Consider the following 14,389-nt stretch of genomic DNA (forward strand, 5'->3'; position numbering starts at 1 on the left):
TATCTCCTACATCCCGTAACCAAACTGATTTTTATCGTGCGCTTTAGTTCGAGCTTCTTGCTGTGAAATAATGCCACGATTCACTAAATTCATGAGGCACTGATCCATCGTCTGCATGCCATGCGAAGCACCGGTTTGGATAGCCGAATACATTTGTGCGATTTTATCTTCACGGATTAAGTTTCGGATGGCAGGAATACCTAACATGATTTCATGCGCAGCAACACGACCACCGCCGGATTTTTTCACCAAGGTTTGTGAGATAACGGCTTGCAATGATTCGGATAACATAGAACGAACCATGTCTTTTTCTTCACCTGGGAATACGTCGATAATACGGTCAACCGTTTTTGGTGCAGACGTTGTATGAAGCGTACCAAACACCAAGTGGCCAGTTTCCGCTGCGGTCATCGCAAGGCGTATGGTTTCCAGATCCCGTAATTCACCCACCAGAATGACATCAGGATCTTCACGTAGTGCGCTGCGCAGAGCCGCCGAAAACGAATGTGTGTCGCGATGCACTTCACGCTGGTTAATAAGACTGAGCTTGTTTTGGTGAACAAATTCAATTGGATCTTCGATGGTTAAAATATGGTGGTGTTTATTTTGGTTTATATAGTCCACCATTGCGGCCAGCGTTGTTGATTTACCGGAACCTGTCGGTCCGGTTACAAGCACCAAACCTCTTGGATTTTCAGAGATTTTTCTGAAAATATCGGGCGCACCTAAATCATCCAACGTCAACACTTCGCTTGGAATCGTACGAAATACCGCAGCAGGACCACGGTTTGAATTGAACGCATTCACACGAAAACGAGCAAGGTTAGGTACTTCAAATGAAAAATCCACCTCAAGATTTTGCTCATAGTCTCTGCGCTGGTTATCATTCATGATGTCATACACGAGACTATTGACGTCTTTAGCTTCAAGCACAGGGATATTAATGCGCCTGACGTCGCCATCAACTCGGATCATCGGCGACACACCTGAAGAAAGGTGTAAATCAGACGCTTTGTGTTGCACACTAAAGGCTAATAATTCGGTAATATCCATTTAAGACTCCAATACGAGCTGATAATAATATGGTTACAATAGCAGAACGACTGAATTCCGCCTATCAAAGACTTCAGGATGCAGCGGAAAAATCTTCGTACCCTCATCCAGTTAGGCTTCTTGCCGTATCAAAAACCAAGCCCATTGAATCGATTCAAGCGGCGTATGATTACGGCCAACGCTGCTTCGGAGAATCTTATGTCCAAGAAGCAATTGAAAAAGTTCAGTATTTCGCCAACACGCCGGATATGGAATGGCACTTTATCGGCCCGATTCAATCAAATAAGTCGCGCCCCATTGCCGAGCATTTTCATTGGGTACAAAGCGTAGACCGAGAAAAGATAGCCAAACGCTTAGACGAACAACGTCCTCTCGGCATGCCCGCGCTTCAGGTTTTGATACAAGTTAATATTAGTTCAGATCCAGCCAAATCGGGATGTATGCCTGATGAAATCGCTTCGCTAGCTAAGCTCATTGCAAGTGCAGAAAAACTCACTTTACGCGGTTTAATGACCATTACTGAACTCACTGATGATAAAAATAAGCAATTGAATTATTTCCAGCAAATGCGTCAATGCTTTGATACACTAAGGGCCCAATATCCTGAAGTCGATACCCTATCCATGGGCATGAGTGGTGATTTGGAACAAGCAGTTCAAGCTGGCTCCACTATGGTGAGGATTGGCACGGATATCTTCGGTCAACGACAGTGAGGTAAAAGCAGACTATGGCAAATAAAACAATCGCTTTCATCGGCACCGGCAACATGAGCTACGCCATCATCGGTGGCATGGTAAAAAGTGGCTTCGATGCTCAGCACATAATAGCTACGAACCGAAATGAAGAAAAACTCGCAAAAGTCTCTGCCGATTTTGGTGTTCAAACAACAACGAATAATTTAGATGCAATTGCTCAAGCGGAGGTAATCGTCCTTTCCGTTAAGCCGCAAATGATGGCGGAGTTATGCCAAACAATCCAAGCATCTGGAATTGATTTTAAAAACAAATTATTTGTTTCAGTCGCCGCTGGCATTACCGTTACGCGACTTCGAGAAATGCTCGGTCATCCTGTGCGCTTGGTGCGCTGTATGCCTAATACACCGTCTTTACTTGGAAAAGGCGTGTCGGGGCTATTCGCTGCCGATGTAAGTGCAGACGAACAAACGCTTATTGAGCAAGTTTTTAGTTCCACAGGTATCGTTGTCTGGCTTGATGAAGAGCAAAAAATCAATGACATCATAGCGGTTACCGGTTCGTCTCCCGCATACTTCTTCCTGTTTATGGAAACAATTGAAGCGAAAGCTATAGAACTCGGCTTTTCAGCTGTTCAGGCAAGACAATTGGTTGAACAAACGGCACTCGGCGCTGCAATGATGGCCTGCGACCAACAAGCAATTAGCCTTGAACAGTTACGCGCAAATGTAACTTCGAAAGGTGGAACAACGCACGCAGCTATTGAAACATACAAAGCAAACCATATTAACAAAATAACCTCTGATGCGATGGATGCATGTATTGCTCGAGCAAAAGAGATGGAACAGGAACTTTAAGGATCCTTTATGAATGCACTGCAGTTTATAGTCGGAATTGTTTTTGATTTATTCCTAATGGTTGTGCTTTTGCGCTTTTGGTTGCAATGGGCACGCGCCGATTTTTACAACCCGTTGAGCCAGTTTGTGGTTAAAGCCACCGCCTTTGCTGTGAACCCACTCAGAAAAATCATTCCTGGCTTGGGTGGCGTTGATTTAGCGTCTCTTTTATTAGCCTACCTCGTTGGTGTCGGTAAAATGTCAGCGCTCATGTTGATGTTTTATGGTATGTGGGATGCTCAACAAGCCTTGCTTGGTGGATTAATTACCATGCTCAAAGAAGCATTCAACCTAATATTTTGGGTGCTAATTATTCGCGCTATTTTGAGTTGGGTTGCGCAGGGGTATAACCCAATTGCCGCCGTTTTTGATCAACTCACAGAGCCCATGTTACGACCTATTCGTAAAGTGATCCCGCCTATTGGAGGGCTCGACTTGTCGATTTTAGTCTTGCTAATCGGTATGCAGTTTTTACAAATTCTGGCTATGGATTTGTTACGCTAACACGACCAATCAACCCAAAATGAGATTGGTATAAATTGGCGCGATAAGCGCCATTTTTACAAAAAAGAGATGAATCATGAAAGCACTATTTCGAACGCTAGTATTGGGGTTGATGGTTACCATCGCACCTGCAGCCATGGCCACTGATGGCGACGCTAAAGGTGGTCAATATAAGTTACTCGGTGACTGGCAGGTACATTATATCGCGTTCCCTTCCACCTTCATTCAACCCGCTATCGCCAAAGCCTACGGACTTACGCGCGATGAAAAAAGCGATTATCAACATTTCCGTTTTGAAAAATCGTGAAGGAACCCCTGCGCAACACGTGCAAATTAGAGGTACTGCTAAAAACCTTATTGGCAATGGCCCAACGCTTGAATTTAAAGAAGTCGTTGAAGGTGACGCAATTTATTACCTTGCGCAAATGGATTTTTACAACGAAGAGATCTATCGTTTTGACATCACCATTCGTCAAGATAACCAAGAACAGACTCTTAAATTTCAGCAAAAGTTTTACGCGCAATAATCATGATTAAACAACTTGTTCTGGCCACGGGTAACCAAGGCAAAGTAAAAGAGCTAGCAAGCATGCTAGACTCATTCAACATTGAAGTGTTACCTCAAAGCACATTTAGCGTGCCTGAAGTAGCCGAAACTGGCACGACATTTGTTGAAAATGCCATTATTAAAGCTCGACACGCAGCCAAAATTACCGGGTTACCCGCTGTTGCCGATGATTCAGGTTTAGAAGTAGATGCCTTGAATGGTGCGCCTGGCGTATATTCTGCTCGCTTTGCGGGCGATGATGCAAGCGATGCCGATAACATCGAGAAGCTCTTGCAAGCAATAGGCGATAACCCTTCTAGAAGTGCACGATTCTGGTGTGTATTGGTTTTCATGAAACATGCCGACGACCCAACACCTGTGATTTGCCAAGCCAGTTGGGAAGGCGAGATAAGCCTCACCCCCAATGGCAATGGAGGCTTTGGTTATGACCCTGTATTTTATGTGCCATCATTAGATTGCACAGCAGCTGACTTGAGCAAAGCGCAAAAAAATGCCATTAGTCATCGTGGTCAAGCGCTCAAACAATTAGCTGAAAAGCTCAAGGTAATGTCGTGAAATTACCTCCTCTGAGTCTTTATATTCATGTTCCGTGGTGTGTTCAAAAATGTCCTTATTGCGACTTTAACAGCCACGGTCAAAAAGGCACGATCCCTGAAACGGAATACGTCCAGCACTTACTGGCCGATTTACAGCAAGATCTTCACTTAGTTCAAGGGCGTAAAATACACAGTATATTCGTTGGCGGGGGCACGCCGAGTCTGCTGTCGGGTAAAGCTTACGATACCCTATTGAGTGAAATTGAACGCTTAATCGGCTTCGAACCCAACATTGAAATTACCCTCGAAGCAAACCCTGGTACCGTAGAAAAAGATCGCTTCAAACATTACGTCACAGCGGGCATTAATCGAATTTCGATTGGAGTGCAAAGCATGCAAAGCGATAAGCTTAAAGCTCTAGGCCGTATTCATGATGAACAAGAAGCCGTAAATGCAGCTCACGAAGCTGAACAAGCCGGGCTAAATAGCTTCAACCTCGACTTAATGCACGGGTTGCCAAATCAAACGCTCGACGACGCACTATCCGACCTGCGGGAGGCTATTGCGCTCAATCCCCCTCATTTGTCGTGGTATCAGCTAACTATCGAGCCAAACACGCAATTCGCCTCAAAACCACCCGTTTTGCCAGAAGACGATATATTGTGGGATATTCAAGAGCAGGGTCAGCAACTTCTCGCTGAACACGGTTACGAGCAATATGAAATTTCAGGCTATTCGAAGAAGGGATTTCAGTGTCAGCATAACCTAAATTATTGGCGATTTGGCGATTATTTAGGCATTGGGTGCGGAGCACATGGCAAGATTACCTTGCCAGACGAAAACCGAATTGTACGAACCGTAAAAGTGAAACATCCTCGAGGCTATATGGATCTCACGAAACCCTACATGGATTCGACTTGGGATGTCAGTGAGGAAGAGCGGCCATTTGAATTTTTTATGAACCGTTTTCGTCTACAAGAAGCCTGTCCAAAACAGGATTTCGAAGACTTTACTGGGTTGGCACTCGAATCGGTTCAACCGCTCATTGACGATGCGATAAAAAAGGAATTACTCGAAGACGTTGGTCATTCATGGTTGGTTACAATTAAGGGCCACAGATATTTGAATGACCTGCTAGAATCAATGGTTTAAAAACATGGCCAAGTTGGCAAATAACAACAAGGGTAAAACAATGCGTAAACTCACCTTTCTCGCTGCAGCAGTTAGCGCAGCGCTATTAGCGGGCTGTCAAACGACGAGCGAGTCAACAGCGAAAGCTCCAACCGTTTCGAATACACAACAAGTTGTTCAAAGTGAAGTAGAAAAGGCCAATGCGCTTTTTGAAGAGTCGTTTATGCGCAGCGTAATGCGTAGCCCAATTTACCAAACTTACATGGGCATTAAACAAGACTATGACAAATGGGACGACGACACTGAAGCGCGTCGTTTAGAAGACTTAGAGCTGAACAAGAAAGATCTTGTTGCACTTTTAGCAATCGATCGCAGCAAATTAGACGCTCAAACACAAGTCAGTTACGACTTGTTCAAGCAAAACCTAGAAGAAGAAATTGACGACTTCAAATGGCGTTTTCACGGTTACCCAGTCAATCAAATGTATGGCACGCACTCAAGTGTACCTGCATTTCTTATTAACCAGCACCAAATCAGTGACGTAAAAGATGCTGAAGCGTATATCGCTCGTCTTAATGGTATTCCAACCGTATTCGATCAACTCATTGACGACTTAGAAACGCGCGCAAATAAAGGCATTATCGCACCAAAATTTGTTTTTCCACACGTAGTGGAATCAAGCAAAAACATCATCAAAGGTGCTCCGTTTGAAAAAGGCGAAGATTCAACTTTACTTGCTGATTTCAAACGTAAAGTTAACGCTTTAGAAATTGGTGACGATGAAAAATCAGCGCTAATTGCAAAAGCAAATGACGCGCTTAAATCAGCAGTAAAACCAGCGTATTCGAAACTAATTGGTTACGTTCAGCAGCTTGAAAAACGTGCAGACACTCGTGATGGTGCATGGAAATTCCCTGATGGTGAAGCGTACTACAACGTTGCTTTAGAGCGCACGACAACAACGAAGCTAACGGCAAAAGAAATCCATGAGATTGGCCTGTCAGAAGTGAAGCGCATTCACAAAGAAATGACGGCAATCAAAGATAAAGTTGGCTTCAAAGGTGACTTGAAAGCATTCATGGAATTCATGAAGACGGACAAGCAATTCTACTTGCCTGACACTGAAGAAGGTAAAGCGAAATATTTAGCAGATGCGACGGCGATTATCGACAACATGAAATCACGTCTAGATGAGCTATTCATTGTTAAGCCTAAAGCTGACTTGCTAGTAAAACGCGTAGAAGCGTTCCGCGAGAAAGCAGCAGGTAAAGCTTTCTATGAGCAACCAGCACCAGATGGCTCACGTCCTGGTATCTATTATGCAAACTTGTACGCTATGGATGCAATGCCAACGTATCAAATGGAAGCATTGGCTTACCATGAAGGTATTCCGGGCCACCACATGCAAATCGCGATTGCTCAAGAGTTAGATAACATGCCTAAGTTCCGTAAGTTTGGTGGCTACACAGCTTACATCGAAGGTTGGGGTTTATATTCTGAGCTAGTACCAAAAGAAATGGGTCTGTACGCTGATCCGTATTCAGATTTTGGTCGCCTTTCAATGGAATTATGGCGTGCATGTCGCCTAGTTGTTGATACTGGTATTCACGCAATGAAATGGACGCGTGAACAAGGCATTGATTTCTACGTAAACAATACACCTAATGCAAAATCTGATGCTGTGAAAATGGTTGAGCGCCACATTGTAATGCCATCACAAGCAACGGCGTACAAAATTGGCATGCTTAAGATCCTAGAGCTTCGTGAAGCAGCGAAAAAAGAACTTGGCAGCAAGTTTGATATTCGTGAATTCCATGACGTAGTACTTAAAAATGGTCCAGTGCCATTGAACGTACTTGAAAACTTCGTGAATGAATGGGTTGCAAAAAAGAAAGCTTAATTCAACATCTTGAATTATGGTAAAGCAAAACCGCGGTCATGACCGCGGTTTTTGTTTTTAATCGTCATGGCAAGCCTACCGAGTACTCAGTCCTTCAGTTTAAACGTCGTGTTTGGAAGAATAATGTGAATACAGACACCACCTTGTGGCAGGCTTTGCATTTTGATTTCACCTTCTAATTTTTGAGTGACTAAGTTGTAGGTAACACTCAGTCCGAGCCCTGTTCCACCTTGGTTTCGTTTGCTCGTGACAAACGGTTCAAATACCAAAGGCAGCAAATCTTTACTTATTCCGAGCCCGTCATCTTTACAATACAGATGAATGTAATCATTGACTACCTTAGCACTGAGCGTAATCGCTAAAGGTTTTCCTTCTATTTTCGCGTGTTTAATGCAGTTGTTAATGGTGTAACGAAATATTTGGTTGAACGCGGAAGGATAGCTAAACAAGTAAAGATTATCAGGAATTTCAAGCGTAACCACATACTCGGGTTCAACAAGTTCACTTTCATAGCAATCGAGCACCCCTCTTAATAGACTTTTGAGGCTAAATTCAGATTTGCAGTCTTGTCGCTGATGAACTGCAACCTCTTTAAAATCGTCAATTAAATTCGCGGTTTTCATCAAATTGTTTTCAAGCAACGTCATTGCTGCTTCAGCTTCACTGATCAGCTCGCTCAGTGTGTGCTTTTTCAACTTTCCGCTGTCGAAGTCCTCTCGCAACGATTCCATTTTGCTTTTTAAATGTGAGTGGCTGGTAATTGCAATGCCAAGTGGAGTATTTAACTCATGAGCAAAGCCACTGACCATATTACCCAGTCCTGCCATTTTCGCTTCTTCGATCAAACGCTGTTGGGCAGCGCTGAGACGCGACAACAAGGTTTCAATGAATTCAAGCAATTCATCTAATTGATGCGCGATTTGTGCGATTTCATCGTTCCCTTTACTATCAATTCTAAGTGAAAAATCTTCATTTTTTGTCACGTTAAACAGCGTTTTATTAATGGCTAAAATATCATTAGAGATACGTCCATTGAGGTAATTGAGTAAGGCGTAATTTGCGGTCGTTATCACCACCATCAGCAGTAATACCCACCAAATTAAGCGCTCAGTTTCTTGTTGTGAGTGTTGGATAAGTACTTCAGATAAGGCCGAGAGTTGCAGACGCATGGCTTGCTGGGCCAATTTACTTTCACCTCGAAGCCCTTGGTTTGGCGTGAGTCCCTGCTTTTGTAAAATCTCTACGTAGGTATCAAAATTTTGTCTATACGTTGTTAGCAGTGGTTGTAGAGTCTCTTTAGATTGCCCAAGTTGACTGACGTAAGTACTCGTTTCCTCCATCAACTTTTCATGCATTTGCAAATACACCGAGTCGAACCGCAACAGAAAGTCTTTTTCCCGACGACGTAACTCCAAAATTAACGTTGTAAGGTGTAAATCGTTGCTATTTTCGCTTTCTCGTTGAAGTGCATGTGCCGCTGCCCGAAATCGACCATAACGACCACTTTGCTGATCAAATCCCACCAACGCCTGTAATGACACCATTTGCTCATACACCATTGCAAATTCATGCACACTTTTATCAAGCGCTTGAAGGCGTTCAAATAGGTGTGGTATCGATTCTATTTCACTGAGTAAGCTCTTTTGTTGAAGTGAATAAGCCCCGACTAACGGTTTAATCTCTGCCACACTACCATGTAGTGCTCTGTCAGTGATAAAGGCAGCTTCTTGGTCTACAAGTTGATTGATGCTGTTTTGCAGCATATCCATTTTTCTCGTCATCGTCGCATTTTTAGCCATCTGCTCGTAAATTAAAACGCAACCGACCGAGATAACCAAAATTCCTGCGAGTGCCGCTGATTTAAAAAAATTAAAGACTGTTTTAATTTCACACCCAACTCCTATCTTCCCACAATAAGCGTAGCTGAGCCTGACTGTTTCTCCATTCTAAACAAAAAAAGGCTGCAAACGCAGCCTCTCTATTCTCTAAACTTCAATAGCTTAGCCTTCGTGTCGATGGCCTTTTTGACGTTTTTCAGCACGCATTTTGCGAAGTTCTTGCAGTTTATCTCTCTGCTCTTGCGTTAAAACTTGTAACACCTGATGGCGTGCTTTTAGCTGCTGAATATGCATCTCTAAACGCTCAGATTGCTCACCTTCCAAAATAGCCCGAGCTTTCGCTTCATCGAATGTTGGGCTACTCATCAATGCTTTAAATTGCTCAGCATGAACACGGCGGTCGCCGCCCAATGAATCTCTTACTGTTTTATTGTCTTCAAAAATCTTTTTGATTTGCGCTTTTTGTTCGTCGCTTAGGCCCAATTTCTCAGCCAAGCGTGGTTGTAACAAGAACGCATCCGGTCCGCCACGTTCCGGCTTTGCCACTGCACCTTGTGCCATCGTTAAACCAACACCCATTAAAACAGCCAACATCACTTTCTTTGCATTCATCTCAACTCACCTTCTGTGTTTGTGTTGTGTTTAAGCTTACCAAGTCACTCGCAAAGTAGCGCAAAGCAATGTAAAGACTGTGTAAAGTTATGCCATTTTGCTGTCAACGAGGTAAACTGCTGCCAATCAAGACTCCTTTAGGATGACCGTATGGCTTCACTTTTACTTATCGATGACGACATAGAACTGACTGAATTATTGAGTGAATATTTGACTCAACAAGGTTTCAATGTATCCGTTTGTAATAATGGAAAAGAAGGCTTACACGTAGCCAAAAAGGAACCGTTTGATGTCATTTTGCTGGACGTCATGCTCCCTGAAATGGACGGGTTTGAAGTACTCAAAGCGTTACGCACTCACATTTTAACCCCAGTTATTATGCTCACCGCTAAAGGCGATGATTTTGATCGGATCTTTGGTCTTGAATTAGGTGCCGACGACTACATACCAAAACCCTTTAATCATCGAGAGCTCGTTGCTCGCATCCGTGCTATTACGCGCAGGGTGGAGTTCTGTCAGCAACCAAGTACGTTAAATCCAAAGCTGCAAGTCAGCCACCTCTGCATGGATTTAATGTCGCGCAGTGTCCTTTGCCATGATAATCAAATCATCGTTACAGGCACGGAGTTTGAGATCCTTCACATGTTGTTGCAAAAACCAGGTCAAATTATCAGTAAACAAGATATCTCGGTTCATGTACTAGGTCGACGCTTAGCGCCTTTTGACCGCTCTATTGATATGCATGTCAGTAATTTAAGGAAGAAAATTCAAACGGGTACTCATAACCCCATTCAAACAGTTCGTGGTATTGGCTATGTTTTAACGTTGGGTGATGATGCGTAACTTATCCTTACAAGTATTTTTATGGTTTTGGCTGACCATTTTATCAATGGTCCTTTTGATTGCGGCCTTCGGCACACTCCATTCCGATGAACTTCGCACTCGCCCTCTTCCACCTCACATAATTGATAACTTAGTACACTTGGCTAAAAATCTGGAACGTAAGGCTAATGGTTCACAAGAGAAGCTAGCTAAATTACTAGAAACCACATCCTACGCGAAACATCGTTGGTTGTACTTGAGTCATCCTGATATTGATAAAAGCCTGAGCTCTCGTCCAAATAATCAACGGCTTGATTTGTCTCAGCTCTACTACGATACACCTGCAGAGCCAATTTTATATGTCACTGAACGTTTTAGCGCACAAGGCCCTGCCATCATTCGTGTTGGCGACACGACATATCAGTTATATCAAATCATGCCTCATCGGGAGCCTCCGTTTTGGATCCGAATGCGGATTATGCCGTGGTGGGAGAAATTAATTGCTATCTTGTTGCCAAGCGTGCTGTTTAGTTGGTGGTTTAGTTTACGCTTAACAAAACCTATCCAAGTCCTGACGGTAGCAGCGAAAGAATTTGCCCGAGGAAAGCTTTCCGCTCGAGTACGGCACAAGTCTCGCCCTCAATTTGAACTTGCGCAGCTCAGCAACGAATTCAATGACATGGCACAGCGCATCGAAGACAGTATGACTACTCAAAAGCGGCTGCTAGGCGACGTCTCTCACGAACTTCGTTCGCCGCTGACGCGCTTACTATTAGCGTGTGGCTTACTTGAATCAGGCCTAAATGAGCAGCAAACAAAATATTTACAGCGCATCGTTAAAGAAGCAAACAGTTTGGAAGAAATGCTGCAAAATGTACTGACCTTATCGAGACTGGAAGGGCAAAATCAAATGCTCGATTTTTCGGTGCAAAGCCTGCATAGTGTATTGAATGATGTCTTAGCTGATGCCAGCTTTGAGGCGCAATCCGCTAACAAAACGTTTTCCGTGAACTGTCCAAAAACACTTGAGGTAGAATGCGATTCTATTTTATTTAGCAGCGCAATTGAAAATATCATTCGCAACGCAATAAAGTACGCCAATCATCAAATTGAATTTACCGCTATCACACAAAATGAGAATTTGGTTATCATGGTCACAGATGATGGACCGGGAGCAAGCGAAAAGGTATTACAAAAACTCTGCGAGCCATTCTATCGTACCTCGGAGTCTCGGAGTCGTGACAGTGGTGGCATTGGTCTTGGACTTGCTATTGCGCATCGTGCGGTGTTAGCCCACAAAGGTGAATTAGTATTATCTCAAGCAAATCCTCATGGTCTTACAGCAACGATTACCATACCTTTGAATTCACACTACATCGATAAAACAACTTAGCATTTATGACGACTCCTTTTCTTAGCACAGAAGCCGCGTTAACGCAGAATACACCGCTGATTGCCTCATTTTGGAATTCAATGCAAAAGGGCACTATTCCCGTTAAAAACGGCTTACATTGTTTTTACGCCTATGCCATCCCCCAGCATGCCAAACACGCAGTGTTTGTTTGCCAAGGACGTATTGAGGCTGCACATAAATACCAAGAGTTGCTTTGGGAGTTGTACCAAAATGGGTATGCGGTATTTACGCTAGACCATTTAGGACAGGGAAGCTCAAGTCGATTATCTCAAGACCCGCACCTTGGCTACATTGACGACTTTCAAGACTATGTAGATTGCCTCGCTCAATTTTTCGCACATGAGGCGATGCTGCCTTTTAAAGACAACATTATAATGCTCGCACATTCGATGGGCGGAGCTATTGCGAGCCTATTTTTAGCACAATACCCAAAACACTGTAAGGCTGCCTTTCTATCCGCGCCAATGTTTGCAATACACACCCATGGTAAACCCATGTGGCTAGTCAAGTATCTCGCTATAGCCATGTGCAAGCTTGGCCTTGCCAAATCATACGCTTTAGGTCAAGGCCCCTATTCTCCTATTACATTTGAGCAAAACGAGTTGTCGCACAGCCAAATACGCTACGAAAATTTCCGTGCGCTCTATCACGAACAACCTCAATTGCAACTTGGTGGCATTAGCTACGGTTGGTTATCCGCCGCGCTCGAGGCGATGAATAAGATTGCTCGTTTAACGCTAACCTTGCCCATCGACATCATCAGCGCTCAAGAAGATTCCATCGTAAACAGCGCGAGTCATACAAGTATCGCGGCTCGTTGGCCAAATGCGAGCGTTCATTCAATGCCAAACGCGAAGCACGAACTGCTCTTTGAGCAAGATGCAATTCGCGTTGAGGTTATGACCCAATTCTATTCGTTTGCTGCGACGGTATGTTCTGCAGAAACAGGATCTTGATGGATGAGTACGTCCATTTCATCAGGGAATGCCGCTTCAATGGCACGCATTACATCTACGGCGATTTGATGTGCATGCCAAAGCGGTAAATCTTTAGGTAACTCAAGATGGAGCTGGATAAACTTCATTTTTCCACTTTGCCGAGTTCTTAGGTCGTGTACACCAAATACTTGCTCATGCTCTGTTGCGATGCGCAAGATAGCCTCTTTTTCATCGTCTGGTAATTCTTTATCCATTAAATGATCTGCACTTTCTTTAGCTATCTCAAATCCGTTATACAACAGATAACACGATACCAATGCCGCAAAAATAGGATCTGCAATCATGTATCCCATGTCGCTTAGAATAATCGCAGCCAATACAGCTAAGTTCAGCAAAATATCACCTTTGTAATGAACTGAATCGGCTTTAATTGCAATCGATTTAGTGTGCTTAACAACATAATATTGCACTGCAACTAAAGCTAAGGTACAAACAATGGCAAAAAGGCTGACAATAATAGCCGTTTGTGAATGTTTGAGAGCTACAGGGTTTAAGCCACGTTCAAAAGCATGGAATGCCAGCAAACAGGCACTTCCCGCAATAAAGGCCGCTTGTCCAAGTCCAGCAAGCGCTTCTGCTTTTCCATGCCCAAATCGATGATCGTCGTCCGCAGGCCGAAGCGCATATCCTAAAATCATAAAACTCATGAGTGATGCACTGATATCGAGTAGCGAGTCCGTTAAGCTGCCAAGCATTGCTGCGCTGCCGGAACTCACCCAAGCCCAGATTTTTGTTAAGATCATCAAGCTTACCAAACTCATGGTTGCGTAGCCTGCAAGACGCACTAAACGTCGATATTCATTACTCATTCCGCTTCTCATTTTTGCTCTTTCACGCTCTAGTGTAAAAGTTCATACTCCAAATGACTAGCGTGGACGATAGGATAGTAACACAACGCAAACCTATTAAGCTGAAAAGGGATTCGGTATACTGCGAGCTGCAACAGATTTGGGGTTATCCATGTTAGATATCGTTCTCTATGAGCCAGAGATCCCGCCAAATACGGGAAATATAATTCGTTTATGTGCCAACACTGGTTATGCACTTCACCTGATTGAACCACTTGGTTTTGAATGGGATGACAAACGTGTACGCCGAGCAGGTCTTGATTACCATGAATTTACGGATGTGCAACGTCATGCTTGTTTAGAAGACTACTTGGCAGCTCGCCAGCCCGAACGTATTTTTGCCTGTACAACAAAGGGGAAGCGTTTCCACCACGAGCCAGATTATCAAGCGGGGGATTGTTTACTCTTCGGTCCTGAATCTCGAGGTTTACCAGAAGACTTAATTTTCTCATTACCCGAGGAACACCGCGTACGCATTCCAATGTGTCCGAATAGCCGCAGCATGAATCTGTCCAATGCGGTCGCCGTGTTTGTTTACGAATCTTGGCGACAATTGGGTTTTCCAAACGCGCAATAA

The 14,389-nt window shown here is 43.8% G+C and carries 14 protein-coding genes and 1 pseudogene; 11 read left to right on the top strand and 4 right to left on the bottom strand.

Features of this window, described 5'->3' with window-relative positions; genetic code table 11:
- Positions 1 to 6 precede the first annotated feature (6 nt).
- The gene (locus NI389_RS06585; RefSeq protein ID WP_208844059.1) at positions 7 to 1,053 is read right to left on the bottom strand and encodes a type IV pilus twitching motility protein PilT; all 1,047 of its coding nucleotides are present in this window, start codon (positions 1,051 to 1,053) and stop codon (positions 7 to 9) included.
- A 29-nt stretch (positions 1,054 to 1,082) separates the two neighbouring features.
- Here NI389_RS06585 and NI389_RS06590 point away from each other — a divergent pair, with 29 nt between their 5' ends.
- The 7 genes and pseudogenes from NI389_RS06590 (at position 1,083) to NI389_RS06620 (ending at position 7,280) form a co-directional block, all read left to right on the top strand.
- Entirely contained in the window at positions 1,083 to 1,766 is a 684-nt protein-coding gene (locus NI389_RS06590; RefSeq protein ID WP_308362105.1) for a YggS family pyridoxal phosphate-dependent enzyme, read from the top strand.
- 14 nt (positions 1,767 to 1,780) lie between these two features.
- Entirely contained in the window at positions 1,781 to 2,602 is an 822-nt protein-coding gene (proC, locus tag NI389_RS06595) for a pyrroline-5-carboxylate reductase (RefSeq protein ID WP_308362106.1), read from the top strand.
- A 9-nt stretch (positions 2,603 to 2,611) separates the two neighbouring features.
- Positions 2,612 to 3,145, top strand: a complete 534-nt coding sequence (locus NI389_RS06600) for a YggT family protein (RefSeq protein ID WP_308362107.1) — start codon at positions 2,612 to 2,614, stop codon at positions 3,143 to 3,145.
- A gap of 112 nt (positions 3,146 to 3,257) precedes the next feature.
- Positions 3,258 to 3,672: pseudogene (locus tag NI389_RS06605) on the top strand (DUF4426 domain-containing protein).
- A gap of 2 nt (positions 3,673 to 3,674) precedes the next feature.
- Complete coding sequence (locus tag NI389_RS06610; RefSeq protein WP_308362108.1) at positions 3,675 to 4,268, top strand: XTP/dITP diphosphatase; 594 nt, start codon at positions 3,675 to 3,677, stop codon at positions 4,266 to 4,268.
- Positions 4,265 to 5,401: a radical SAM family heme chaperone HemW gene (gene hemW / locus NI389_RS06615; RefSeq protein WP_308362109.1), complete on the top strand. Its 1,137-nt coding sequence runs from the start codon at positions 4,265 to 4,267 to the stop codon at positions 5,399 to 5,401. Before NI389_RS06610 ends, hemW begins: the two co-directional genes overlap by 4 nt.
- A 40-nt stretch (positions 5,402 to 5,441) precedes the next feature.
- Positions 5,442 to 7,280, top strand: a complete 1,839-nt coding sequence (locus NI389_RS06620) for a DUF885 domain-containing protein (RefSeq protein ID WP_308362514.1) — start codon at positions 5,442 to 5,444, stop codon at positions 7,278 to 7,280.
- 86 nt (positions 7,281 to 7,366) lie between these two features.
- On the opposite strand, the gene NI389_RS06625 is transcribed toward NI389_RS06620, so the two are convergent.
- Positions 7,367 to 9,079: a sensor histidine kinase gene (locus NI389_RS06625; protein WP_308362110.1), complete on the bottom strand. Its 1,713-nt coding sequence runs from the start codon at positions 9,077 to 9,079 to the stop codon at positions 7,367 to 7,369.
- 201 nt (positions 9,080 to 9,280) lie between these two features.
- Positions 9,281 to 9,730 (bottom strand): Spy/CpxP family protein refolding chaperone, encoded by a 450-nt coding sequence (locus NI389_RS06630; protein WP_308362111.1) that lies wholly within the window; start codon positions 9,728 to 9,730, stop codon positions 9,281 to 9,283.
- A 150-nt stretch (positions 9,731 to 9,880) separates the two neighbouring features.
- Here NI389_RS06630 and NI389_RS06635 point away from each other — a divergent pair, with 150 nt between their 5' ends.
- From NI389_RS06635 to NI389_RS06645, 3 genes are read left to right on the top strand one after another with little or no spacing between them, the layout of a single operon-like run.
- Entirely contained in the window at positions 9,881 to 10,573 is a 693-nt protein-coding gene (locus NI389_RS06635; RefSeq protein WP_308362112.1) for a response regulator transcription factor, read from the top strand.
- A complete protein-coding gene (locus NI389_RS06640) occupies positions 10,563 to 11,945 on the top strand; it encodes an ATP-binding protein (RefSeq protein WP_308362113.1) in 1,383 nt (460 codons plus the stop codon). The genes NI389_RS06635 and NI389_RS06640 overlap by 11 nt, the downstream gene beginning before the upstream one ends.
- 5 nt (positions 11,946 to 11,950) lie before the next feature.
- Positions 11,951 to 12,922 (top strand): alpha/beta fold hydrolase, encoded by a 972-nt coding sequence (locus NI389_RS06645; RefSeq protein ID WP_308362114.1) that lies wholly within the window; start codon positions 11,951 to 11,953, stop codon positions 12,920 to 12,922.
- On the opposite strand, the gene NI389_RS06650 is transcribed toward NI389_RS06645, so the two are convergent.
- Positions 12,877 to 13,725: a cation diffusion facilitator family transporter gene (locus tag NI389_RS06650; protein WP_308362516.1), complete on the bottom strand. Its 849-nt coding sequence runs from the start codon at positions 13,723 to 13,725 to the stop codon at positions 12,877 to 12,879. The two genes, NI389_RS06645 and NI389_RS06650, sit on opposite strands and share 46 nt — an antisense overlap.
- A 199-nt stretch (positions 13,726 to 13,924) precedes the next feature.
- Between NI389_RS06650 and trmL the strand changes: the two genes are divergently transcribed.
- Positions 13,925 to 14,389: a tRNA (uridine(34)/cytosine(34)/5-carboxymethylaminomethyluridine(34)-2'-O)-methyltransferase TrmL gene (trmL, locus tag NI389_RS06655; RefSeq protein ID WP_308362115.1), complete on the top strand. Its 465-nt coding sequence runs from the start codon at positions 13,925 to 13,927 to the stop codon at positions 14,387 to 14,389.

The sequence above is a fragment of the Pseudoalteromonas xiamenensis genome, assembly GCF_030994125.1.
GTDB classification, from domain to species: domain Bacteria; phylum Pseudomonadota; class Gammaproteobacteria; order Enterobacterales; family Alteromonadaceae; genus Pseudoalteromonas; species Pseudoalteromonas xiamenensis_B.

Excerpts from the sequence above, each read along its gene's own strand:
- NI389_RS06585 (WP_208844059.1), bottom strand. The coding sequence starts at position 1,053 with ATGGATATTACCGAATTATTAGCCTTTAGTGTGCAACACAAAGCGTCT.
- NI389_RS06590 (WP_308362105.1), top strand. The coding sequence starts at position 1,083 with ATGGTTACAATAGCAGAACGACTGAATTCCGCCTATCAAAGACTTCAG.
- proC (WP_308362106.1), top strand. The coding sequence starts at position 1,781 with ATGGCAAATAAAACAATCGCTTTCATCGGCACCGGCAACATGAGCTAC.
- NI389_RS06600 (WP_308362107.1), top strand. The coding sequence starts at position 2,612 with ATGAATGCACTGCAGTTTATAGTCGGAATTGTTTTTGATTTATTCCTA.
- NI389_RS06610 (WP_308362108.1), top strand. The coding sequence starts at position 3,675 with ATGATTAAACAACTTGTTCTGGCCACGGGTAACCAAGGCAAAGTAAAA.
- NI389_RS06620 (WP_308362514.1), top strand. The coding sequence starts at position 5,442 with ATGCGTAAACTCACCTTTCTCGCTGCAGCAGTTAGCGCAGCGCTATTA.
- NI389_RS06625 (WP_308362110.1), bottom strand. The coding sequence starts at position 9,079 with ATGGCTAAAAATGCGACGATGACGAGAAAAATGGATATGCTGCAAAAC.
- NI389_RS06630 (WP_308362111.1), bottom strand. The coding sequence starts at position 9,730 with ATGAATGCAAAGAAAGTGATGTTGGCTGTTTTAATGGGTGTTGGTTTA.
- NI389_RS06635 (WP_308362112.1), top strand. The coding sequence starts at position 9,881 with ATGGCTTCACTTTTACTTATCGATGACGACATAGAACTGACTGAATTA.
- NI389_RS06640 (WP_308362113.1), top strand. The coding sequence starts at position 10,563 with ATGATGCGTAACTTATCCTTACAAGTATTTTTATGGTTTTGGCTGACC.
- NI389_RS06645 (WP_308362114.1), top strand. The coding sequence starts at position 11,951 with ATGACGACTCCTTTTCTTAGCACAGAAGCCGCGTTAACGCAGAATACA.
- NI389_RS06650 (WP_308362516.1), bottom strand. The coding sequence starts at position 13,725 with ATGAGTTTGGTAAGCTTGATGATCTTAACAAAAATCTGGGCTTGGGTG.
- trmL (WP_308362115.1), top strand. The coding sequence starts at position 13,925 with ATGTTAGATATCGTTCTCTATGAGCCAGAGATCCCGCCAAATACGGGA.